Source organism: Serratia sp. BIGb0163 (assembly GCF_024809935.1).
Classification (GTDB): Bacteria; Pseudomonadota; Gammaproteobacteria; order Enterobacterales; family Enterobacteriaceae; genus Serratia; species Serratia quinivorans.
The window spans coordinates 663,074-684,861 of record NZ_JANUDZ010000001.1 but is presented as its reverse complement, the minus strand read 5'-3'; the positions used below and the strand labels follow the sequence as shown (position 1 = coordinate 684,861).

The window sequence follows — 21,788 nt, the reverse complement described above, 5'->3', positions numbered from 1 at the left end:
GTCTGTAAACAAGATAAAGTCTGCACAATGTTCCAGAACCTCGCAATAAGACAATGTGACCAAAGATGCTGGAAATCGCCCTTACCCCCAGTGTTTAGGAGGAATCTTAAGATTTTTACCCATAATCACGGGACATTGTGCTGAACAATCAGCCCGAAACTGCCCTATCGCACGGGGACCGGCATAAAAAAACCCACGCGGGCGAACCGGCGTGGGTGGGTCGATCTCAGGAGACTATCAGTGCATTTTCAACCGTGGGCGGATCACCCGGTTGATGCCGCCGACCAGCATCATCAGGCCGGTTTTGATATAGCCGTGTAAAGCGACCTGATGCATACGGTACAGCGAGATATAGACGAAGCGCGCAATGCGGCCTTCAACCATCATCGAACCGCGCATCAGGTTGCCCATCAGGCTGCCAACGGTGCTGAAACGGGACAGAGACACCAGCGAACCGTGATCTTTATACACGTACGGCTTCAGCGTCTGGCCGTTCATCAGCGCCAGAATGTTGGTAAAGCAGCGGGATGCCATCTGGTGCGCCGACTGGGCGCGAGGTGGCACAAAGCCACCGCCCTCTTTCGGACAGGAAGCGCAGTCACCGATAGCGAAGATATTCGGATCGCGCGTGGTCTGCAGCGTAGGCTCCACCACCAGCTGATTAATGCGGTTGGTTTCCAGCCCGGCGATATCTTTCATAAAGTCCGGCGCCTTGATGCCGGCCGCCCACACCATCAAATCGGCATCGATAAATTCGCCGCCCTTGGTGTTCAGGCCGTTGGCATCCGCACTGGTGACCATGGTGTTGGTCAGCACGCGCACGCCCAGTTTATTCAGTTCCTGATGCGCGGCAGCGGAAATACGCGGCGGCAGTGCAGGCAGAATACGCTCGCCCGCTTCGACCAGGGTCACGTTCAGCGCGCTGTTGTCCAGGCCTTCAAAACCATAGCTGTGCAGTTGCTTCACCGCGTTATGCAGCTCTGCAGACAGTTCCACACCGGTGGCACCACCGCCGACGATGGCGATATTCACCCGCTCTTTTTGCCCTGGCTGTGCCGAGAACTTGAGGAACAGGTTCAGCATTTCGTTGTGGAAACGACGCGCCTGGTGGGGGTTGTCCAGGAAGATACAGTGGTCTTTCACGCCGGCAGTACCGAAATCGTTCGAGGTGCTACCCAGCGCCATCACCAGGATGTCGTAAGGCAGTTCGCGTGCAGGAACCAGTTCAGCACCGTGCTCGTCGCAGATTTGCGCCAACTGCAGGGTTTGCGTTTCGCGATTAATGTTGGTCAGCGAACCCAGCTGGAAATTGAAAGAGTGATTGCGTGCGTGTGCCAGGTAGCTCAGCGCGTCGACGCCGTCATCAAGGGAGCCGGTTGCTACTTCATGCAGCAAAGGTTTCCACAGATGGCTGTGATTGCGGTCCACCAGCGTAATTTCTGCTTTGTGCTTACGACCGAGTTTATGGCCCAGGCTGGTCGCCAGTTCCAGACCACCGGCACCACCGCCGACAATGACGATTTTTTTCTTTGGCGTTGTCAAAATAACCCCCTAAATGTGAACCAATTGTTACCTAAGGGTAAAGAAATAATATCCTTAGAATACATAGGGTTCGCTTAAAATAAACCTGCTATCTGAAGTCAGAATAGCATGTGGGGTTATTTGGTCATACCAAAATTGATGTACATCAAACTTTTTTGGTTAAAGCCTGGACGAAGCGAAATTTTGAGGATTGTGATTCAAATAGTTAGCGCGAGATCACAGTTTTAAATTTTGTCCCTCAACGGGAAAAACGGGGCTTTCAGGCAAAGAAATACCGCAATTTTTGTCTGTTCAGAACAATCATTGCGGCGCTTTCAGGGGTTATGAAACTGTTAAGGCAGGGTCTTGAATGCCTTGATGCGTTGCAGATGTGGCGACAGGTTTTTAAACTTGTGGGTCTGCTGTTCATCCCAGACAATTTCATAGTATTTGTGCAACAGTTCAGCACTGAGCTGGCTGTCCAGCACTTCGTCGTGGCGGGAAAGCACCACCAGACAGCGATCGCGGTTTTTCTCACGGAAGTCCTCCACGCACTTGGTGGCGATATCGCGATACTCTTCCGGCCGGTCGATTTTGCCTTGCATATGTTGTTCAGGAGACAAATTGGGGTTGAAGATCACCTGGCGGATACCGCACAGAAAGCCGATACGTTCTGCCCAAAAACCCCCGAGGCCCACTCCGCAGATCAGCGAATGTTTGTCGCCTCCCTGCTGAACCGCCTTGTCCACTTCTTTCAACAAATGCTGCATGTCATGGCGTGGGTGCAAGGTGCTGTAACTGATAAAGCGTACGTCAGGATCGATAAACTGTAGCTGTAATACCTTTTCATGATTGCCGGGACTGGTGGAATCAAAGCCATGTAAATAGATAATCATCTGGATCCTCGCAACAAACGGAGGGCCGCGCCGCAGCCCTCATCATTTACGCCGCACTACGACGTCCTGGGTTCACCCGGCATTACGCTGTTTGTGCTCTTCCCAGCGTTCGCTGAGCGCATTCAATTCTTTATGCGCCTGTTGCCAGCGCGCAGAATCACGCAGCTCCTGACGGGTGAACTGACCGCGATGATATAACCGCTTCACCCGCTCTGCTTTGACCGGGGACAGGTTATCCAGCACGCTGACCGCCCCTGCGCGGTTATTACACACCAGGATCATGTCACAACCGGCATCCAGTGCTGCCTGGCCGCGCTCGGCATAACTGCCCATAATCGCCGCCCCTTCCATCGACAAATCGTCCGAGAAGATAACGCCATCAAAGCCCAATTCCTGACGCAGGATCTGTTTTAGCCAGTAAGGCGAGCCGCTGGCGGGACGTGGGTCTGCTTCAGTATAGATGACGTGCGCCGGCATCACGGCGTCGAGCAGCTGACGGTTAATCAATTCACGGAAGATCGCCATATCATGTTCGCGGATCTCAGCGAGCGGACGCGGATCGCGCGGGGTTTCTTTATGCGAGTCCGCACTGACGGCACCGTGGCCAGGGAAATGCTTGCCGGTGGTTTTCATCCCGGCGCTGTGCATGCCCAGAATGAAGCGCTCTGCCATCGCCAGCGCCTGCTGCGGATCGCTGTGGAACGAGCGCTCGCCAATCGCCGCACTGACGTGGCCAATATCCAATACCGGGGCAAAACTGATATCGATATCCTGCGCGATCATTTCCGCCGCCATCAACCAGCCCGCTTCCTGTGCCAGACGCCCGCCCTCATGCACTTCGTTTAATGCGGCGAATGACTGCGCCGCCGGCAGACGGGTGAAACCCTCGCGGAAGCGCTGCACACGGCCACCTTCCTGATCCACCGCCACCACCAGCCTATCGTGAGAAGCCTCGCGGATTTGGCGTACCAGCTCGCGCAACTGTTGCGTATCGTGGAAATTGCGGGTGAACAAGATCAGGCCGCCCACCATCGGGTGTTTCAGGATCTCACGTTCTTCTGCGTCCAGCTCATAGCTGGCGACATCTAACATTACTGGGCCCACGGCCACCTCACTTCACTATTTATTCAGAACATGGGGATGTTAAACAAAAACGCCGGTGCAACACTGCGCCCCAGCGCAAAAATTCGGGATCGCCGGTTTGTTGCCAGCGCACTTCAAACCATAACAGCATCAGATAATCTACCCACGGCAACCAACGCTGCACCTGTGCGCTCAGCAAGGGTAAATTTGAGTAGCCGATGCGAGCATAATGCCGCAAAAATCGCAGTTGTTCGGCTGGCGACCAGGCATTGCCGCGAAACAGTGCGGCGATGTCCAGCGCGATATCTCCGTCGGCCGCATACTCCCAGTCAATCAGCCGCAAGCCCTGGCCCTGTGCAATCAGATTGCCCGGATGAATATCCATATGCAGGGGAGCCAGTTTTAACGGCGTTGGGGGCCGACGACGCAGAAAACGCTGATGCAACTTTAGCCAGGCGGGTGTCAGGCGTCGGGGATCCAGCTGCTGCCAGTAACGAGTAAACTGCCGATGCAGGCTCAGCGGGTAGCCACTGGGCGACCGTTGATGCAAACTGGCCATCAACTCAGCCAGATTGCCACCCTCATTCAAGCGGGTAAAATTCGCCTCAGTGACAACGTCACCAGTGAGCCATTGCAAGATAATCCACTGATTATTCTGCGCTAAAACCTGCGGCCCGATGTCCTTACCGACACGACACAACACCCGCACCTCACGCCGGCGACTGACGCCCAACGCGCTTTTCTCTGCGCTTTGCTGGCGAGCCAATAGCTGCACGCCCTCGCCTTCAATCCGCCAGCTTTCACCGGTCAGTCCCTGCACCGGGCTGAAACGACAACCGGCGGTTTTCACCGCCGGCAGTTCGTGCTCAATCAGTCTTCGCAGTGCGGCTTCAGTGTGTAACGGCGCCATTGCCTGACCAGACGATTTCACCGCTTTGCACCAGCATCAATTGCATATCCAGCGTAGGTGACTTCACATCACCACTGACGTCGCTGTACAGCACATACTGCGCGCTAACGATACGCGCCAGACCAATCGCCTTGCTGCGTGAACCCAGGCTGTCATCCGCCGACAGGCCCAGCGTCTGTTTGGCGGTGGCCAACTGCGCTTCCGGCACGATGGAGAAGGTTTGATTTGATGCCAAAGCCTTGTGCAGGGCGGAAGTCGCTTTCGCAGTCTGCAATGAACCGTTGGTGTTGTTCTTCACGCTGTCGAGCAGCAACACGCTGCCCGGATTAACGCCATCGGCTTTCAGCATCTGATTCACCAGCGGCTGTACGCTGCTCAGCCAATCGAGCTGCTGAATCTTTGGCGGTTGCGGCACCGGTTCGGTCACCGGCGGCTGTGGTTCTTCGACCACCGGCGGCGTCACCGGCTCAACGGTTACCGGCGGTTGTGGTTGTTCCGGCTCCGGTGGGCGCGACAGACACCCGGTTAACACCAACGCGGCCAGCGCGACAAATAGATACTTTTTCATTAATCCCTCTCTCAATGAACCAAGAGTTTACAAGAATAGATACAGGCGCACGCGCTTGGCATCGAGGTTGCCATTGAGCGAGTAAATGGTGGCGTCTGAATTTGGCGCAATAGTAATGGTGCGCGGCGCTTCAAAAGGCCGTATATCCAGCCCCTGATCGTCATACCAGTAGAAGCGATAGTGCACCGTGACCGGCGTTGGTTGACTGTTGCTGAGTTCCGAAGTCGCCATCACCCGCCCGGAAGCATTCGAAATCGACGGATTGTCTGCCAGAATGCCCGCGGTCAGCACCGGCGAATCCATCACTACCGTCTGGCGGTCATTAACCGCAATGCCACGCGGGCTGCTACAGCCCATCAGTATGATGGCGGGTAACGTCAGCGCCATCAGACAACGCAGGGGTTTGCTATAGCGCATTATTTTCCTCGATTAGCGTGACAGCAGCGGCCCCAGGGAGCGGCCACCGACCAAATGCATATGAATATGATAGACCTCCTGGCCGCCATGGCGATTGCAATTGATAATCAGACGGTAGCCGTCTTCGGCGACGCCTTCCTGCTCGGCAATCCTGGCGGCCGCGGTGATCATGCGGCCCAGAGCGGCCTCGTGCTCAACAGTAACGTCGTTGATGGTGGGGATCAGCACATTGGGCACGATCAGAATATGGGTCGGGGCCTGAGGTGAAATATCACGGAAAGCGGTGACCAGTTCGTCCTGGTAGACCACATCAGCAGGGATTTCGCGGCGGATAATTTTACTGAAAATCGTTTCTTCGGCCATCTGGCGTTCCTTGTAGAGGAAAAAAAGCTGTACGCAGTATGAGTGACAAATTCTACTGCTTTCAACCTGATTGCGCACTTTCCGCGTTGAGTGATGCAGAATCAGACAACCGGTCAGGGAAATCGCGCCGCTGTCAGCGTTGCCCGGCAGCATTCATCTGATTTTTTTCACTTTGGTTATTCACTAATGTTGCTTTACTTGCCTGTTGCCGCCGCCAATAGTAACCCTATGATTAAAAACGGATAGGTAACCACATGCGATGCAAAACCCTGGTACTGAGTGCGCTGCTGCTGTGCGGCCACGTAGCGGCTGAAACCAAAAGCATTATTGACCTGCAGGCTAATCAGCAACATTTGCGTGCAGCGAAAAACCCGGCCGCGGTGGCACTGATCCCAGCCAATTACCCTTTTGCCGTGCCGGGCAAGCTAACCGTAGCGGTGGCGTCTGAAAACTCCCCGCCGCTGGCGCTGTTTGCCGAAGACAATAAAACGCTGATTGGCAGCGACCCGGATATTGCACAACTGGTGGCGGACAGCCTGGGGCTGGAACTGAATCTGGTGCCCACCTCCTGGGAGGACTGGCCACTCGGGATCAGTTCGGGCAAGTACGATGCCGCCATTTTCAATATTGCCGTCACCAAACTGCGCAAGACCAAGTTTGATTTTGCCACCTACCGCGTGGATACGCTGGGGTTTTATGTGAAATCCACCAGCAAAATCACCTCAATCAACCAACCTGCGGACATTGCCGGGCTGCGGGTTATTGTCGGCTCGGGGACTAATCAGGAAAATATCCTGCTTGGCTGGGATAAACAGAACCGCGCCAACGGCCTGGCGCCGGTGCAACCGATTTATGTCACCGACGATGCTGCCGCCAACCTGAGCATTCAGTCCGGACGCGTCGACGCCTACTTCGGCCCCCACTCCACCGGCGCTTACAAGGCGGCACTGACCGGCAAAACCAAAATGGTCGGCATTGGCCCGAACGTGGCCTATGTGGCGGTGACCACCAAAAAAGATAACGGTCTGGTTGCGGCCATCAACGCCGCCATCAATGGGGTGATCGCCAGCGGCGAGTATGGCCAGGTGCTGGACCGTTGGGGCGAGCGCGATGAGAAGGTCCCACGCTCTACCATCAACCCGCCGGGCATTGGCGACTAATCTTCTATCAACTGGGGTGCGTGTGTGCGCATCCAGTTGGCCAACGAGTCGAGCGTCGGGCGCAGCGTTTTACCCAGCGGCGTAATCTGGTATTCAACACGCGGCGGGACTTCCGGGAACACCTGTCGCGTGACCAGGCCGCGCTGTTCAAACTGCCGCAGTTGGCGTGTCAGCTCTTTCTGGGCGATCGGTGCCACGGCACGCTGCAACTCGCTGAAACGCACCGAACTGTCGATCAATATCAGTCGGTAAAGGATCGGGATCGCCCATTTCCCCGCCACCAGATTCACAAAGCCCACCATTGGGCAAGGTTCGCCCGCGGCCGGTAACACCGCTAAATTTTTTTCCGCTGTCGAACGCCCTGCATCGGTCATTTCATTCCACCTTGTCCCTTAGTATCCAAAAGGTGCCTACTATGCAAAAGGTACTATAGCGCAAATAATGCCTGCATCGACAACAAACGGGAGTGGGCTATGTCACGACTTAAAGGTAAATATGCGTTGATCACCGGCGGCACCAGCGGTATTGGTCTGGAAACTGCGCGTCAGTTTATTGCCGAAGGTGCCACCGTGGCGATCACCGGCCGCAGCCAAAGTGGCCTCGACGCGGCGGGTGCAGCTCTGGGCAAGGTTCTGTTGTTGCGCAGCGATGCCGGGGATATTGCTGATCAGCGTAGTTTGGCACAGCAGTTGGCCAGCCATTGGCCGCGCCTCGATGTGCTGTACATCAACGCCGGCGACGTCACCCACCACCCGTTGCAGGAATGGGATGAGCAGAGCTATCAGCGGCTGATGGATATCAATCTCAAGGGGCCGTTCTTTCTGATCCAGTCATTGTTGCCACTGTTGGCCAATCCGGCATCGATTATTTTGTGTGGCTCGGTCAGCGCACATATTGGCCTGCCGTTAAGCAACGTTTACGCCGCCAGTAAGGCCGGCCTGCTGTCGCTAGCCAGAACGCTGTCCGGTGAATTGCATCCGCGCGGGATCCGGGTTAACGGCCTCAGCCCCGGCCCGACAGAAACCCCGGCGCTGGGCAAGCTCGGGTTGAAGGATGCCGATGAGCAGGCACTACGCGACGAGATCCGCGCACTGGTGCCGATCGGCCGCATGGGTACGGCGCTGGAATTAGCCAAGGCGGCGGTGTTTTTGGCGTCTGACGAGTCCGCCTTTATGGTCGGCAGTGAGTTGTTGATCGACGGCGGCGTGGGGAATTTGTAGCAGTGATGGTTTGGACGTCAAGCCGTGACAGCAACGACTGCACGGCTTGTCAGTTAACCCAGACCAGGGATAGCAACGCCGAAAGTCTGCAGCAGCAACACCATATTGAGCAGGATAATAATCACCGTCCCGATGATTGACACCAGGCTGGTCAGGCGACTATTGACGAACTCACCCATAATGTCGCGACGGCGGGTGAACATCACCAGAGCAATCATCGGTGCCGGCAGCGCCAGGCTCAGCACCACCTGGCTGTAAACCAGTGCATCCGTGGCATTAACCCCTAACGCGACCACGATGAATGCCGGGATCATGGTCACCATGCGGCGGACCCATACCGGAATGCGGAAACCGACAAAGCCCTGCATGATCATTTGGCCCGCCATGGTGCCCACCACCGAGCTGGAAATCCCGGAGGCAATCAGCGACATCAGGAAGATACCGGCGGCAGCGGCACCAAACAGTGGCGTCAGCGTATGATAAGCGGTACCGATCTCAGCCACATCGCTATTACCGGCATGGAAGGCGCTGGAGGCCATAATCACCATGGCGATATTCACCATCCCGGCGATAGACAGTGCAATCACCACTTCAATATTGGAAAAACGCAGCAGTTTACGGCGCTCGCCGCTGTCACTGGCCGGCGCACGGTGCTGGGTCAGGCCCGAGTGCAGGAAGATGGCGTGCGGCATCACGGTGGCACCAATGATACCGACGGCAATGGTCAACGCCTGTGCATCCGGCAACTGCGGCGTGACCATGCCCATGCCCGCTGCCGCCCAATCGACCGGCACGATAAACATCTCGACCAGATAACACAGGGCAATCACCGCGACCAAGCCGCCGATCATCAGTTCTACCGGACGGAAACCTTTCTTCTCCACCATCAGCAAAGCATAGGTGATCACCGCCGTCACCCCCATGCCTGGCAGCAGCGGCATATTGAACAGTAACGCCAGCGCTATCGCACCGCCGAGAAACTCCGCCAGATCGGTAGCCATTGCCGCCACCTCACTGAGCAACCACATGCCAATGACCACCGGACGAGAAAACTGATCGCGACACATTTCCGCCAGATTGCGGTTGGTGACGATACCCAGCTTGGCCGACAGCGCCTGAAACAGCATGGCGATCAGGTTCGCCATCACCACCACCCATAACAGGCTGTAGCCGTATTTCGAACCGGCCTGAATATTGGTAGCGAAATTACCGGGGTCCATATAAGCAATAGAGGCAATCACTGCAGGGCCGGCGAACAGTAGCGGCGTGAATGCACCACGCTTGCGCCCGGCAAGTGCGTTACCAATTGCCGTATTGGTTCGTTCGGTTAACGATGTGGTGGTTGCCGCATCACGCATGATTTACCCTCAATCTTTTTCTGGTTATTTTTCACCCAACACTCACAGCAATGTAGCATTGGCTACACTTTATGCAAAATGGAAGATTCACTGCCTTTGTGTACAAATATTTCTTATTGTCATCGAATACGCCAGCCGAATTGATAATGCGTCGTCTTTGGACTAACGTATGGCGGAACTGCATTAACCTGCAACTTACTGGTTTATCGTTTAAAGGACGTCTCAGACTATGGCAACAAGCGCACCAGACGACGCAGAACGCCCCGTGGTGGCTGAAATGCCGGACGAGGCTGAACATGCCCTGCGCTTCACCCGCGCTCGTGAGGCGCAATCCAATGCGCTGATCGAGGACTATGTTGAGCTGATTGCCGACCTGCTGGTCACCACCCGCGAAGCCAGAACCACGGATATCGCCAAACGCTTTGGCGTATCACACCCTACCGCGATCAAAAACATCGCCCGGTTGAAAAGTGCCGGTCTGGTGGAGTCACGCCCTTATCGTGGGGTTTTTCTGACCGAGGAAGGTGAACAACTGGCGCAGAAGGTACGGCGTCGCCACCGGATTGTGGTTGATCTGCTGGTTTGCCTGGGAGTTCCGAATGAAACGGCGGAGCTGGACAGCGAAGGGATTGAACATCACATTTCTAGCGACACCCTGGCGGTGTTTGAACAGTATTTGCAAAAGCACGCAGTAAAATAAATCCTCACCAATAAAAAAGGGAGGCTTTCGCCGCCATATTAGTGCCAATGAAAACAAGCAGTTACAGTAATATCAGAACGTTAGATACTTGTAACTGCCTGCTAAAAATGAGTATAGCGTGGGTGTTTGGGTCAATTTGTGGATCACCTAATCGACGAAACCAACCGATGCAATTCAACAAAACGCCATCATCCACCAACTAGAACCAAGAACTTAGTGCAAAACCATAACCAGCACACTCTCCTCAATCATTTATTATATTCTTTAGGTAATGGACAGTCATAGTTTATATCAAGCATATCCAGATTTGATATATTGAAATTCACATATTTTCTACCATTTTTTTCTTTAACTATTGGTTTTGCATACACAAAGACGAAGGCAGTATGTTTAGGGTTTTCAAGTATTTTATTCAGTCGAGTACTCACCAGCTTTTTAATTTTATAGCTATTAATTAGACGGTCAGTGACAAAAATTGATGCGTTGGCTTTAACTCCATCACATATCAAATCCTTCTTAAATCTTATTTTGTATCCATCACTACCCCTAGTTCTATCAACGTAAGCCCAACCATAGTAAATAGCGGGATGATTTGGTAAATCGCTTAAATTCTGATCCCAGATACATTTAAATATCCCCCCGTATGCAATATCCTTCCCTGATATGTTTATCTTTCTATTCTTCAAACTACCATCTTTTCTATACGAAATGTATCGACTCACTATAGAACGGACTGAGTATATTTTATTAACATAGCCAACCTCTCTCAACCTAGCCACTGCCTTTGCTGCTAACGTGTTTATTTTTTTTGTTGTATCTTTTCCTTGTTTAGATGTTTTATTATCATCATAGTATGAGTCCGGCCTATTTAGAATGAAGGAATCTACAATTGACTGGTCTAAATTAGGTTTTTCTTCTGATGTAGTAAGAGATGTTTCATAGTTTAAATTCAATGGCTTTTTATTGAACACCTCACACTCATCAGAGTGAGTCTTGCCATAAATCCGATAATGAACAACCACTTTGATACTTTGCTTTTCTTCTGTAAGGTTAGCACACGTGACTTGTGCTGAGCACCCAGTCCCTGGGCAAATAAAAGCACGGGGGTTAGTTATAACACCCGACCAGTACAAGTCTGATGCGCGATAAGGATCTATATAATCATCAGCTTCCTCGCTATAGGCGATATCTAGCGACATATCGTGACCTCCTGAGATAACTTATTTTTTAACACATTACCACATCTGTAATGATCTGTTAAAAAATTAGCCATACCACATTACAATAGTCACAACAATATATTATAACCAACCTATGCAAATAGTCATTTAAATACAGGTCCTCTTTGGGCTGTTTTAGACTATTTTTTTATAAATAGTCATTTACTTTATTATTTAAATTGATATCAATGGATTGAGACGAACTGCGTCTTCCAAATAGTCTGGCGCAAAGTGCGCATAGACCATGGTTTGTAAAATACTTGAGTGACCTAATATCCTCTGCAGCGCCAGAATATTGCCACCGTTCATCATGAAGTGACTGGCAAAGGTATGACGCAGAACGTGAACGGCCTGCCCTGCTGGCAAGCCGGGGGCAACCTCTTTGATGCACGTTCTCACATATGGGTAGTTAAGATCGGCGAATAATGGCCCAGCCTTAATTCCACTGGTAATTTCACCGCACAACTCCACTGAGATCGGCACTGTTCGGTTTTTGCTGTTCTTGGTGTTGAGGTAAGTCACTTTATTGCCGATCAGCTCTTCCCGCCGAACTTTGACCACCTCCCCCCAACGTGCCCCTGTTGCCAGGCACAACTTAACCGCCTTCAGATGATCACCTTCCAGCCGATCTACCAGTTGCCGGATTTCGTCATGAGTTAAGAAACCCATTTCCTGATCCGGCAGCTTTATTTTTTTCATCTCTTTGAGCGGATGCTCACCGTGGTAAAGCCCCAAATCGATGAGAACGGAATACACCCCGCCCAGCTTTTCTTGGTCGAGATTGACGGTTTTTGCCTTTCTGCCTTCGGCGAGGCGAAGCACACGATAATCAGAAAAGAACGATCGGGTGATCTGGCAGGCCTTAGGGTTACCCATTTTGGCCGCCATCACCTGCAATTTATGCTCTATCTTCACGCCATCTTTCAGGTTCTGGCCATGATGCTTAAACCAAAGGTCTATCAATTCCGTTAATGGTCGTTGGTCGGCTGGTTTATCTACCCAGTCTTTATTGTTCTGTGTCGCGATAACCCAGCGTTCAAACTGCTGTGCCTCGGATTTCGTCTTAAACTTCTTGCGGATACGCTTACCCGTGCGACCCTGGGGGCGCACATCCACCATATAGCCTTCCGCGCCGAGCGATTTAATACTCATCCCAAAGATTCCTTTCGAAACAAACTCCGCCTTTTCCCCAATAATTCATGATCTTCCAGGCGATTAGCCAGCCTTCAGGCCTTTTTGGTGCTTGGATGTACTTTCGTGCCCATCAGGGGAGAGAACAGGCGAAATCTGGCCGATTTCCGGCGCGACATCCCCTGTCATAAACCACATCGTGTACTTTTTGAGTTGTGGGTTATTACCAGAGCAAACACGCCTTGTTGGCGACCACCTCAGAAAAGAAGCAATAAAACAGAAATCGGAGGAATAGCATGACCACATCAGCAGAACGTAAACGCGCCCAGCGCCAGCGTGACAAGGCGAACGGCATCATTACGATCACCCTACGCGTCGATAGCCAGGAAATGGCTATGATTCTGGAAGGCTGCCAGCAGCGCCAGATCGCGAGAGAACCTTACGAGGTGACGGAATACCTACTCGGCCTCATCAGGCAAGACAGCAAGCTGTTGCATAAACAGATTGCCGAGCTGCATAAGAGCAGTTGTGGGAAGTGCGGCGACACGTTACCGGGCGATCCGAGCGGGTGCTGCATGCAGGGGGATTCGCAGTGTTGGCAAACTATGGGTTACAAACGACTAATGCTGAAATCATTATGAAAAAACAAAATAACGGATGTTATTATAGTTATTTAAATAATTAAATATAAAATATGCAGTTTCACGCAATAACTGGAAGTATTCGACGAATCTGTGTTGGAAATCACTATGCGTAAATTATTATCTTATATATCATATAAAAAGAGGATGCTGCTCAATTTTTTTGGATACGCATATCATTACTGAAGGAATTAACTTCAACTTTAAATTAATAACAAGGATTAACTATGTTTATAAGAACAATAACTATCGAAAACTTCAAGGGTTTCCATGGGAGTCATAGCGTTGATTTCAATATACCTGATGGAACTACAGAAGGAAGTGGGTTAAATATTTTTGTTGGTGAGAACAACGCCGGTAAGTCTACCATTTTTGAATCTTTGGATTTTATAAAAGATAGCTCGAAAAAAAACCTTGGGGAATTAATAAACAGATCTGATCCTGCCACCGTATTTGATAACCTTTCAATAGAGGTAACGTATACAGGAAACATCATTAACATCGTAAACACTCATGTGCAAACAAACAAAATACAATCCTTTTTAAATAATGTGTTTAATGATGGTGCAAATGAGTGCTTTAAAGTAAAGCGTTCATGGAATAACAATAATCCTGATGAAGTTAAGAGAATAAATTTTTGGAGTGAAGTCGAGCAAGCTTACTCAAACCCCTCTGGAATCGATGCGCCATTCAAAAAACTTTATGATAACAACTTCATCTGGGCAGATACTAACCCTAACGATGAATCTAAATTTGGTGCATCTACTCTTTGCGGTTCTCTGCTGAAAGAAATAGCCCTTGGGCATGTAAATACACCTGAGTATCAAAGTTTCCAAAGTAGCTATCACGGGCTGTTTAACAACCCAGAATCTCAACTAAGAACAAATATATCTCAAATAGAAGCGAAGGTTCAGACTGTTTTCTCATCTCAGTTCGGCGCTGCTAATATTTCATTTTCTTTTGATGAATTGCAAATTGAAAACTTTTTCAAAACTGCAAGTGTGATTATTGATGATGGTGTTTCTGTCCCCATGAATGAAAAAGGTCACGGAATGCAAAGAGCAGTAGCTCTTTCTATGCTACAAGTTTATGCCGACATAACTGCTAATGCTGCTAATGCTGCCGTATCCAAACCATTTTATTTATTCATAGATGAACCAGAAATTTGCCTACATCCTTCAGGGCAAAAAAAATTATTAGACGCCCTGATGTCTATTTCAAGAACTAAACAGGTTTTTGTTACGACTCACTCCCCATTTATGTTGTCCTCGACTAATTTAAAGAATGCGGGTCTTTTCATTTTCAATAAAAATAACAATAGAAACTATATTTCAAGAGCTGACATATCACCTATGTTCCCATGGAGTCCGTCTTGGGGGGAAATTAGCTTCAAAGCATATAATTTACCAACTGTGGATTTGCATAATGAACTATATGGACACTTACAAAAGCAAAGTGGGCAGCATGCGGTGAATAACTTTGAGCAATGGCTTAACGGCCAAGGCATCGCACTTAGTAAACAATGGACTAAGGAAAGAGGAGGAAACCCACTTCCACCAATTGCTGCAACCTTACAAACCTTCATTCGTAATCATATACATCATCCTGAAAACGTAACAATGCAATCTCAGAAATATACAGAGGCTGAACTAAAACAATCAATAGAAGAAATGATCAATCTTCTTTAAGTCTTGATGTGGTGCAAAAAACATCGACTATTGAATATTAAGAAACACTAAATACAGCTTCCACAAAAGCGCATCTACACCATGTAGCAAGGCGCTTTTCTTCATTTCACGCTTTACCACATTGTATCTGACTACACAGGTTTTTCGCCCTGCATAAGGGGTAACATTTTTTAGCCATTGTCGGGAGAAAAGATCCCTATCGATCCCCTAATCCGTGCCGTCCCCCCCGCCCCCGCAATGCATACTTAAGAATTCACTTTTTATGCAGTACAAAATCAGAGCAAAACCTTGCTGGCAGTGGTCTGAAAGAGAGATTAAGTATGCAAGTAAAATATACAGATTGTTGTACTTAGAGTATGCAGTTTTTTTATTTAAAAATCCAAGTCAAATCCAATAAAAAACACATTCTAAAGAGAGGTGCCAGCACTGAGCGTCCCGCGTGACGTGAAGTTATCTTGGCAAGTCACAGTTTTATTTTCGACAGACTTGTGACGTGTCTTATCCATAAAAAAATTGACTGTGACATGTCACAGCGGCGCACGGCGATACATTTGCATATGAATAACCTTGTATAAATATGCAAAAACCACTTTTCTCTACTTAAAATGAGTACTAACTAGAAACTAACTTATTATGTATTAGCTCAGAATTTATCTAGCATTGTTATGTGGTCTAAAACAATTCACTCTGACGTCCAGTTAAGAACGAAAATCGGAACACATATTGTGGTGTGATAGACAATACGGAGCAGGCCAGAGATCTATCAACTTTCACTTATATACTGATATAAAAGACAAGTTTTAAAATTACTACATGCTTGATAATCAAGGTGTGCGCTTTGAGGTTATGTACGCTTAGACTCAATTGAAAAAAGTTTTCGTTACTGCACTTCGTCAAGCCAGCCACCTCGATTCATAGAATCGAAAACTCTGAAAACCTAAGAAAATCCGCCTCGTAAAGGCGGTTTTTCTTTTTCAGAAAAAAGGCTATTATAATGAGAGGTAAAGGTGCTAATGGATAAAGGCTATCTATCCGCGACCTCTCATCTCTGCAATGCCACTCCAAAAAGTAGGAGAGGACAAAATATCCGATAAAATTCGGATAATATCCTCTTCAGAACTTACCGTTGTCTTGCCCCTTCTTGTAGTCACAACAATGTCGCTGTTTTCCTCCTTAAATATTTCAACATCCATAACCTTATTTGATGCAAGATCTTCTTTAAAGTTAACATAGGCCGCTATTTTTACATAATGAGAGTTGCTAGCCATATTGCTTGTAATTTTAACATCATCATGAACTTGATTTACAGCATCACTAGCATCATCAATTATCTCAATGATTCTATTTATTTTATCATTAATCGCATTGGCTCGCTGAATACCCTCAGCAACTGCTGCAGCGAATAAATTCTTACTATTTTCACTTTTCATAATTCACCTATATTTTTTCAAGTCTAAGTAGAATAGGGAAGTGATCTATGACACCTTCCATAATTGCTTTTTTTATTTTTTCATTAGTAATGATTTTCGAAGAACGCTCATTTACAACCCAAGGCCCTTTACTAATCATACTGGATGGAACCATAATTTGGTCAAATGTTTTACAGGATGACTCTTCCTTTGCTCTAAATTGGGTATCGGAAGAAACCCAAGAACCAGAAAAATGATAATCAACCCCATGATAATTTGGTACATGAGGACCCGACATGGAATCAGATAAATTATACATAATCTCGTTATCCAATTTAGCATAGTGTCTATTTGTAGTAGTATACATCAACGTTTTGATAGCATCTGATGTTGGCTCCTCATTATAATCACCCATAAGTACAACTTGTCTATCAGACTTAATCAATTCCATGTCACGGATTGTTTTTAGCTGCCTTGCCGCATGATTTTTTTTAAACGCTGAATGGTCCCTAAGGACACTAGGCCAGTGAGATGCTATTATATTTATATTGCCGCTAGCATTTGATTTATCCCCTGACAAAGAAATCAAGAAAGAGTATCCGGTCTTAATATTATACCCATGCCCATCAACTTGGTTAGTGTTTTTAAATATGGGATTCTTATCAATTAATCTTATTTTGTGATTATGTATCATAACCATGTCAAAGTATAGATTCTTGGAAACAAAATCATTAGCCTTAACAATTGAAAGACTATTCAACTCACTACTCAGAAAATCAATAGCAGCCTCATTTACTTCACAAAGAATCAAAACATCAACTATGCGTTTTGAAAAAAAATCATTGCATAATCCATACAGATATTTCATCTTTGAATTATCAACTTTAGAATAGAACAATGGAGCTATATTTATGTTCCAAAATGCAATATTTAAAATCGACATGCCATATACTTGTTATAAAATGATAACTTGATTTTACCTTACAACGAAAGGCAAGTCATTCAAAACGCATCAACTCACCAACTTCTTGGTTGTTTAAAAAACAACCAAGTTTGGCATTTCCGATTTAGAAGTAAATTAGTGTTTATGTCAGTCAGTTTTATAAGTATTTTGACACACCTAACAGATTGAATTTATTATAAAACATTGAAATTTTTTGTGCCTGAATTTTGTCTGTTGGTGAGCTGCTACCAATTGTCTGACGTTGCTAAATGCTAGTTATGTTCGCTTCTGGAACAAAGTCAACTATCAAATTAATTTTAGCTCATGTCATAAAAGATTTCAGGTCAAGTATGAGTCAGTAAATTTAGCTTACGCATCCTGTTTCAGTAGTTCATAAGATTTAAAGCTGATCACCTCTTCCCCTGCCCACTCGTTGAGTTCGCATACCGTCGGCGGGTTCCTGTCATGAGCCTGATCGATACGTTAGACAAACTCAGCGGCGACAATACCCCGGCGTACTCGCTTAGCATTGAAGGCGTTGATATCACCGGGAAGGTGAAAGAAAAATTAATCAACCTGACACTAACGGATAACCGGGGCTTTGAGGCTGACCAGATCAATATTGAGCTTGACGATAGCGAAGGCAATTTGAAACTGCCACGCCGTGGCGTCAGCCTGGCTGTTGCACTCGGCTGGAAAGATACCGGAGTGATCGATAAAGGGACGTTTGTCGTTGATGAAATTGGCCATGCTGGCGCACCTGACGTATTGACCATAACAGCCCGCAGTGCCGATTTTCGGCAAACATTGAACGTGCAGCGCGATGCCTCTTATCATAAAAAAACCATAGGGGACATTGTCAAAACCATTGCCGGCCGCAATAAGCTGGCGGCGGTCATCAATAAGAATGTGGCAAACATTCAGATCGGGCATATCGACCAAACTACCGAGTCAGACGGGAGTTTTATCACCCGACTGGCAAAAGAGAATGGCGCTGTGGCCGCAATAAAAAACGGCAATCTGCTGTTTTTTAAACAGGGGCAAAATATGACCGTCGGGGGAAAACCGATCCCGGCAATCCTCATTAATAGCCAGTCAGGTGATAGCCATCAATTCACCCTAACCGATCGGGGAGCTTATACCGGCGTTGTGGCCAACTGGCTGAATACCCGCACAGCGAAAAACGAACAGGTGAAGGTTAAACGCCGTCGGGTAAAAAAACCTGTAGTTGTCGATGAGAAACAGGGGGAATACCTGATCGGCAGCGATAAGAATGTATTGGTACTGCGCCATACCTACGCATCAAAATATAATGCACAGCGCGCGGCAAAGGCAAATTGGGAACGTATTCAGCGTGGTGTTGCGACCTTCTCTATTCAGCTTGCGCGTGGACGTGCAGATATTTACCCGGAAGCACCGGTCACTGTTTCAGGTTTCAAAAAAGAGATCGATGAGGCTAACTGGACGTTGGTTAAAGTGACTCACTCACTGAACAACAGCGGATTTACTACCGCCCTCGATTTGGAGGTCAAGATTGATGATCTGGAAATGGAGTGATGCAAAACAGCAATAATTGTGCATAATTATTAGCAATACTGACCATAGTCAGGGCATCTCGGAGAACCCCGCCATGATGCATTGCCCGCTTTGCGGCCAGGCCGCGCACACCCGATCATCAAGCTATATCACCTCAACCACCAAAGAACGTTACAACCAATGCACTAACATCAATTGTGGGGGCACATTCGTGAGTCATGAAACCTTTACCCGCATGATTTCCCAACCGCAAACCGCAGATCCTGTACAACCTCACCCCAAAAGCAGCGGACAAACCTCACTGATCTTCGGCTAATTAGGCTGCCCGCAGATGTGGGCAGTTGTACGGATTCGCTTATCCTGAGGTCTTAATGTGGACATTAAAAATATAAAACACTTATAAATCAATATTAAAACCAATAAAAAAGGGAGGCTTTCGCCTCCCTCAAAACTCCCCTGCCTGAATTAATGATTACGGATGTATTCGTCCATATCCGTTTTCAGGTTGTCAGATTTGGTACCAAAGATAGCCTGAACGCCCGAGCCTGCGACAACGACGCCGGCAGCACCCAGTTTTTTCAGGCCAGCCTGGTCAACCTTGCTCACGTCCGCCACGCTAACGCGCAGACGGGTGATGCAGGCATCCAGGTTGGTGATGTTGTCTTTACCGCCAAAGGCCTGTACCAGCGCCGCAGACATTTCAGAACCGCCCTGAGTAACCTGCTCAGAGGCCGTGTCTTCACGCCCTGGGGTTTTCAGATCCAGCTTGGCAATCAGCACGCGGAAGATGGTGTAGTACACCAGACCGTAGATGATACCGACGATTGGGAACAGCCAGATTTTGCTGCTGTTGCCGCTCAGGACGATAAAGTCGATCAGACCGTGTGAGAAGCTGGTGCCGTCACGCATCCCCAACAGGATACAGATCGGGAACGCCAGACCAGCCAGAATGGCATGGATTGCGTACAGGATCGGCGCAACGAACATGAAGGAGAACTCGATCGGTTCGGTGATACCGGTCAGGAACGAAGTCAGCGCAGCGGAGATCATGATACCGCCGACTTTAGCGCGGTTTTCCGGCTTGGCTGAGTGCCAGATGGCAATCGCAGCAGCAGGCAGACCGTACATTTTGAACAGGAAGCCACCGGACAGTTTACCCGCAGTTGGGTCACCCGCCATATAACGTGGAATATCGCCGTGGAACACCTGACCTGCTGCGTTGGTGTATTCACCAATCTGCATTTGGAACGGCACGTTCCAGATATGGTGCAGACCGAACGGCACCAGCGCACGTTCAACCACGCCGTAGATACCAAACGCCACTACCGGGTTCTGATAAGCCGCCCACTGGGAGAAGGTCTGGATAGCCGTACCGATTGGAGGCCAGATAAAGGAAAGCACTACGCCCAGAACGATTGCCGCCAGGCCGGAGATAATTGGCACAAAGCGCTTACCGGCAAAGAAGCCCAGATATTCCGGCAACTGAATGCGGAAGAAACGGTTAAACATATAGGCAGCGATGGAGCCGGAGATAATCCCCCCGAGTACACCGGTATCCGCCAGGTGTTTGGCCGCAATTTCTTCAGCCGGCAGGTGCAGCACCAGTGGTGCAACCACCGCCATGGTTTTCACCATGATGCCGTAAGCCACTACCGCAGCTAACGCGGAGACACCGTCGTTATTGGTGAAGCCCAGGGCAACACCGATGGCAAAAATCAGCGGCATGTTGGCGAAAACGGAACCGCCGGCTTCCGCCATCACGTGTGAGACTACCGCGGGTAGCCAGCTAAAGTTGGCGGAACCGACGCCCAGCAGGATACCTGCGATAGGCAATACGGATACCGGCAGCATTAGCGACTTACCTACTTTTTGCAGGTTTGCAAATGCGTTCTTGAACATAGTTGAGTGTGCTCCTGAGTAATAGTGCTTTGCTACTTTTCGCGATTCTTCGCGTTGCAAGGGGGGGAGAAAAACCCCTGCAATTCAGGGTGTCTGAGCACCCCTTGAATTATTACGCAGAGTAAAATAAATAGGCTGCGCAATGTTTGATGACAGTCACGTTTCGATGAACAAAACCGGGTATTTTTCTTATATCGCCCATTTTTTGTTAAAAATGAGCAATAAACGCCCGCACCTCGCCCGAAAAACGGGTGGGAACATTACCCGTTTCGGCGATTAATTACGAGCTTAAAAAGAATTCAGATTTCGTTAACCACAGCTATAGACTAGGCCAAAGATTAGAGTTCGATGTGAAATAAGCGTGAAAAGTTGGCGGTGGTGGCTTCAGCCAGCGTTTCCAGGCTCACGCCCTTCAATACCGCCATGTATTCAGCCACATCGCGCACATAGGCAGGTTGGTTTTCTTTGCCGCGATGCGGCACCGGAGCCAGATACGGCGAGTCGGTTTCCACCAGAATACGATCCAGTGGCACATAGCGCGCCACTTCACGCAGTTGCTCTGCATTGCGGAAGGTCAGGATGCCTGAGAAAGAAATGTAGAACCCCAGATCCAGCAACGCCTCAGCGGTAGCGCAATCTTCGGTGAAGCAGTGCAATACACCGCCACAGTCCTGGGCATTTTCTTCACGCAGAATAGCCAGTGTGTCTTCCCGTGCATCGCGGGTATGCACGATCACCGGCTTGTTCAGATCGCGGCCGATACGAATATGTTCACGGAACGACGCTTGCTGCAGCTCAAGATTGTCTTTCTGATAGAAGTAGTCCAGCCCGGTTTCACCCAGTGCCACCACCTGCTCTGCTGCCGCCAAACGGCGCAGCTCAGCGTAGTCGTAGCCCCCCTCCAGATTGAGCGGATGCACCCCGCAGGAGAAGGCCACGTCATCGCGTTGGCCAATCAATTGCGTCATCGCCTGATAGCCCGGCAAAGTGGTGGCCACCGCCAGCACGTAACCGACATCGCGCGCCTTGGCCTTCGCCAAGGCATCATCCACATTTTGATGCAGAGTTTGGTAATCCAGGCCGTCGAGGTGACAATGAGAATCTACTAACAACATAATATTTAAC

General features: G+C 49.1%; 22 protein-coding genes. 7 read left to right on the top strand and 15 right to left on the bottom strand.

The annotated features are described in order from the left end of the window. Positions 1–237: 237 nt before the first annotated feature. From M2406_RS03220 to hinT, 7 genes are all read right to left on the bottom strand, one after another. A complete protein-coding gene (locus M2406_RS03220) occupies positions 238–1,542 on the bottom strand; it encodes an NAD(P)/FAD-dependent oxidoreductase (RefSeq protein ID WP_012006350.1) in 1,305 nt (434 codons plus the stop codon). A 332-nt stretch (positions 1,543–1,874) separates the two neighbouring features. Beyond that, entirely contained in the window at positions 1,875–2,417 is a 543-nt protein-coding gene (ycfP, locus tag M2406_RS03215) for an alpha/beta hydrolase YcfP (RefSeq protein WP_012006349.1), read from the bottom strand. Positions 2,418–2,489: 72 nt separating this feature from the next. Further along, a complete protein-coding gene (nagZ, locus tag M2406_RS03210) occupies positions 2,490–3,509 on the bottom strand; it encodes a beta-N-acetylhexosaminidase (protein ID WP_259188638.1) in 1,020 nt (339 codons plus the stop codon). A gap of 31 nt (positions 3,510–3,540) precedes the next feature. Then, positions 3,541–4,410 (bottom strand): phosphotransferase, encoded by an 870-nt coding sequence (locus tag M2406_RS03205; protein ID WP_259188637.1) that lies wholly within the window; start codon positions 4,408–4,410, stop codon positions 3,541–3,543. Beyond that, positions 4,391–4,978 (bottom strand): penicillin-binding protein activator LpoB, encoded by a 588-nt coding sequence (lpoB, locus tag M2406_RS03200; protein ID WP_012006346.1) that lies wholly within the window; start codon positions 4,976–4,978, stop codon positions 4,391–4,393. The genes M2406_RS03205 and lpoB overlap by 20 nt, the downstream gene beginning before the upstream one ends. Before the next feature lie 27 nt (positions 4,979–5,005). Further along, complete coding sequence (locus M2406_RS03195; protein ID WP_012006345.1) at positions 5,006–5,395, bottom strand: YcfL family protein; 390 nt, start codon at positions 5,393–5,395, stop codon at positions 5,006–5,008. Positions 5,396–5,407: 12 nt separating this feature from the next. After that, positions 5,408–5,758 carry a purine nucleoside phosphoramidase gene (gene hinT / locus M2406_RS03190; RefSeq protein WP_012006344.1) on the bottom strand — a complete coding sequence of 117 codons (351 nt, stop codon included), beginning with the start codon at positions 5,756–5,758 and terminating at the stop codon, positions 5,408–5,410. Positions 5,759–6,012: 254 nt separating this feature from the next. Here hinT and M2406_RS03185 point away from each other — a divergent pair, with 254 nt between their 5' ends. Beyond that, a complete protein-coding gene (locus M2406_RS03185; RefSeq protein WP_259188635.1) occupies positions 6,013–6,918 on the top strand; it encodes an ABC transporter substrate-binding protein in 906 nt (301 codons plus the stop codon). Here the strand turns inward: M2406_RS03185 and M2406_RS03180 are convergent. Then, positions 6,915–7,292: a helix-turn-helix domain-containing protein gene (locus tag M2406_RS03180; RefSeq protein WP_259188634.1), complete on the bottom strand. Its 378-nt coding sequence runs from the start codon at positions 7,290–7,292 to the stop codon at positions 6,915–6,917. The genes M2406_RS03185 and M2406_RS03180 overlap by 4 nt on opposite strands. A 99-nt stretch (positions 7,293–7,391) precedes the next feature. Here M2406_RS03180 and M2406_RS03175 point away from each other — a divergent pair, with 99 nt between their 5' ends. Next, positions 7,392–8,138: an SDR family oxidoreductase gene (locus tag M2406_RS03175; RefSeq protein WP_218216192.1), complete on the top strand. Its 747-nt coding sequence runs from the start codon at positions 7,392–7,394 to the stop codon at positions 8,136–8,138. A gap of 53 nt (positions 8,139–8,191) precedes the next feature. Here the strand turns inward: M2406_RS03175 and M2406_RS03170 are convergent, their stop codons facing one another. After that, positions 8,192–9,496, bottom strand: coding sequence for an Nramp family divalent metal transporter (locus M2406_RS03170; RefSeq protein ID WP_259188629.1), 1,305 nt, complete (start codon positions 9,494–9,496; stop codon positions 8,192–8,194). A 229-nt stretch (positions 9,497–9,725) separates the two neighbouring features. Here M2406_RS03170 and mntR point away from each other — a divergent pair, with 229 nt between their 5' ends. Next, a complete protein-coding gene (mntR, locus tag M2406_RS03165) occupies positions 9,726–10,196 on the top strand; it encodes a manganese-binding transcriptional regulator MntR (protein ID WP_012006339.1) in 471 nt (156 codons plus the stop codon). Between the two features lie 248 nt (positions 10,197–10,444). Here the strand turns inward: mntR and M2406_RS03160 are convergent, their stop codons facing one another. After that, a complete protein-coding gene (locus M2406_RS03160) occupies positions 10,445–11,395 on the bottom strand; it encodes a hypothetical protein (protein WP_259188626.1) in 951 nt (316 codons plus the stop codon). Positions 11,396–11,590: 195 nt separating this feature from the next. Then, on the bottom strand, positions 11,591–12,568 hold the full coding sequence (locus M2406_RS03155; RefSeq protein WP_259188624.1) for a tyrosine-type recombinase/integrase: 978 nt from the start codon (positions 12,566–12,568) through the stop codon (positions 11,591–11,593). Between the two features lie 275 nt (positions 12,569–12,843). Here M2406_RS03155 and M2406_RS03150 point away from each other — a divergent pair, with 275 nt between their 5' ends. After that, positions 12,844–13,188 (top strand): hypothetical protein, encoded by a 345-nt coding sequence (locus M2406_RS03150; protein ID WP_259188622.1) that lies wholly within the window; start codon positions 12,844–12,846, stop codon positions 13,186–13,188. Between the two features lie 227 nt (positions 13,189–13,415). Continuing rightward, positions 13,416–14,876 carry an ATP-dependent endonuclease gene (locus M2406_RS03145; protein ID WP_259188620.1) on the top strand — a complete coding sequence of 487 codons (1,461 nt, stop codon included), beginning with the start codon at positions 13,416–13,418 and terminating at the stop codon, positions 14,874–14,876. Between the two features lie 1,028 nt (positions 14,877–15,904). Here the strand turns inward: M2406_RS03145 and M2406_RS03140 are convergent. Further along, positions 15,905–16,306: a hypothetical protein gene (locus M2406_RS03140; RefSeq protein ID WP_259188619.1), complete on the bottom strand. Its 402-nt coding sequence runs from the start codon at positions 16,304–16,306 to the stop codon at positions 15,905–15,907. 7 nt (positions 16,307–16,313) lie between these two features. Further along, entirely contained in the window at positions 16,314–17,228 is a 915-nt protein-coding gene (locus tag M2406_RS03135; protein ID WP_259188617.1) for a hypothetical protein, read from the bottom strand. A 465-nt stretch (positions 17,229–17,693) separates the two neighbouring features. Between M2406_RS03135 and M2406_RS03130 the strand changes: the two genes are divergently transcribed. Together M2406_RS03130 and M2406_RS03125 are read left to right on the top strand one after the other, a co-directional pair. Beyond that, positions 17,694–18,785, top strand: coding sequence for a phage late control D family protein (locus tag M2406_RS03130; RefSeq protein ID WP_259188616.1), 1,092 nt, complete (start codon positions 17,694–17,696; stop codon positions 18,783–18,785). 73 nt (positions 18,786–18,858) lie between these two features. Then, positions 18,859–19,080 carry an ogr/Delta-like zinc finger family protein gene (locus M2406_RS03125; protein WP_259188614.1) on the top strand — a complete coding sequence of 74 codons (222 nt, stop codon included), beginning with the start codon at positions 18,859–18,861 and terminating at the stop codon, positions 19,078–19,080. Between the two features lie 149 nt (positions 19,081–19,229). Here M2406_RS03125 and ptsG read toward each other — a convergent pair whose 3' ends face one another. Next, entirely contained in the window at positions 19,230–20,663 is a 1,434-nt protein-coding gene (gene ptsG, locus M2406_RS03120) for a PTS glucose transporter subunit IIBC (RefSeq protein ID WP_012006338.1), read from the bottom strand. A 338-nt stretch (positions 20,664–21,001) separates the two neighbouring features. Then, the gene (locus M2406_RS03115; RefSeq protein WP_012006337.1) at positions 21,002–21,778 is read right to left on the bottom strand and encodes a metal-dependent hydrolase; all 777 of its coding nucleotides are present in this window, start codon (positions 21,776–21,778) and stop codon (positions 21,002–21,004) included. Positions 21,779–21,788: the final 10 nt, after the last annotated feature.

Bases quoted from the DNA above. Each gene is read 5' to 3' on its own strand.
- ycfP (WP_012006349.1), bottom strand. From the start codon at position 2,417: ATGATTATCTATTTACATGGCTTTGATTCCACCAGTCCCGGCAATCAT.
- nagZ (WP_259188638.1), bottom strand. From the start codon at position 3,509: ATGTTAGATGTCGCCAGCTATGAGCTGGACGCAGAAGAACGTGAGATC.
- M2406_RS03205 (WP_259188637.1), bottom strand. From the start codon at position 4,410: ATGGCGCCGTTACACACTGAAGCCGCACTGCGAAGACTGATTGAGCAC.
- lpoB (WP_012006346.1), bottom strand. From the start codon at position 4,978: ATGAAAAAGTATCTATTTGTCGCGCTGGCCGCGTTGGTGTTAACCGGG.
- M2406_RS03195 (WP_012006345.1), bottom strand. From the start codon at position 5,395: ATGCGCTATAGCAAACCCCTGCGTTGTCTGATGGCGCTGACGTTACCC.
- hinT (WP_012006344.1), bottom strand. From the start codon at position 5,758: ATGGCCGAAGAAACGATTTTCAGTAAAATTATCCGCCGCGAAATCCCT.
- M2406_RS03185 (WP_259188635.1), top strand. From the start codon at position 6,013: ATGCGATGCAAAACCCTGGTACTGAGTGCGCTGCTGCTGTGCGGCCAC.
- M2406_RS03180 (WP_259188634.1), bottom strand. From the start codon at position 7,292: ATGACCGATGCAGGGCGTTCGACAGCGGAAAAAAATTTAGCGGTGTTA.
- M2406_RS03175 (WP_218216192.1), top strand. From the start codon at position 7,392: ATGTCACGACTTAAAGGTAAATATGCGTTGATCACCGGCGGCACCAGC.
- M2406_RS03170 (WP_259188629.1), bottom strand. From the start codon at position 9,496: ATGCGTGATGCGGCAACCACCACATCGTTAACCGAACGAACCAATACG.
- mntR (WP_012006339.1), top strand. From the start codon at position 9,726: ATGGCAACAAGCGCACCAGACGACGCAGAACGCCCCGTGGTGGCTGAA.
- M2406_RS03160 (WP_259188626.1), bottom strand. From the start codon at position 11,395: ATGTCGCTAGATATCGCCTATAGCGAGGAAGCTGATGATTATATAGAT.
- M2406_RS03155 (WP_259188624.1), bottom strand. From the start codon at position 12,568: ATGAGTATTAAATCGCTCGGCGCGGAAGGCTATATGGTGGATGTGCGC.
- M2406_RS03150 (WP_259188622.1), top strand. From the start codon at position 12,844: ATGACCACATCAGCAGAACGTAAACGCGCCCAGCGCCAGCGTGACAAG.
- M2406_RS03145 (WP_259188620.1), top strand. From the start codon at position 13,416: ATGTTTATAAGAACAATAACTATCGAAAACTTCAAGGGTTTCCATGGG.
- M2406_RS03140 (WP_259188619.1), bottom strand. From the start codon at position 16,306: ATGAAAAGTGAAAATAGTAAGAATTTATTCGCTGCAGCAGTTGCTGAG.
- M2406_RS03135 (WP_259188617.1), bottom strand. From the start codon at position 17,228: ATGTCGATTTTAAATATTGCATTTTGGAACATAAATATAGCTCCATTG.
- M2406_RS03130 (WP_259188616.1), top strand. From the start codon at position 17,694: ATGAGCCTGATCGATACGTTAGACAAACTCAGCGGCGACAATACCCCG.
- M2406_RS03125 (WP_259188614.1), top strand. From the start codon at position 18,859: ATGATGCATTGCCCGCTTTGCGGCCAGGCCGCGCACACCCGATCATCA.
- ptsG (WP_012006338.1), bottom strand. From the start codon at position 20,663: ATGTTCAAGAACGCATTTGCAAACCTGCAAAAAGTAGGTAAGTCGCTA.
- M2406_RS03115 (WP_012006337.1), bottom strand. From the start codon at position 21,778: ATGTTGTTAGTAGATTCTCATTGTCACCTCGACGGCCTGGATTACCAA.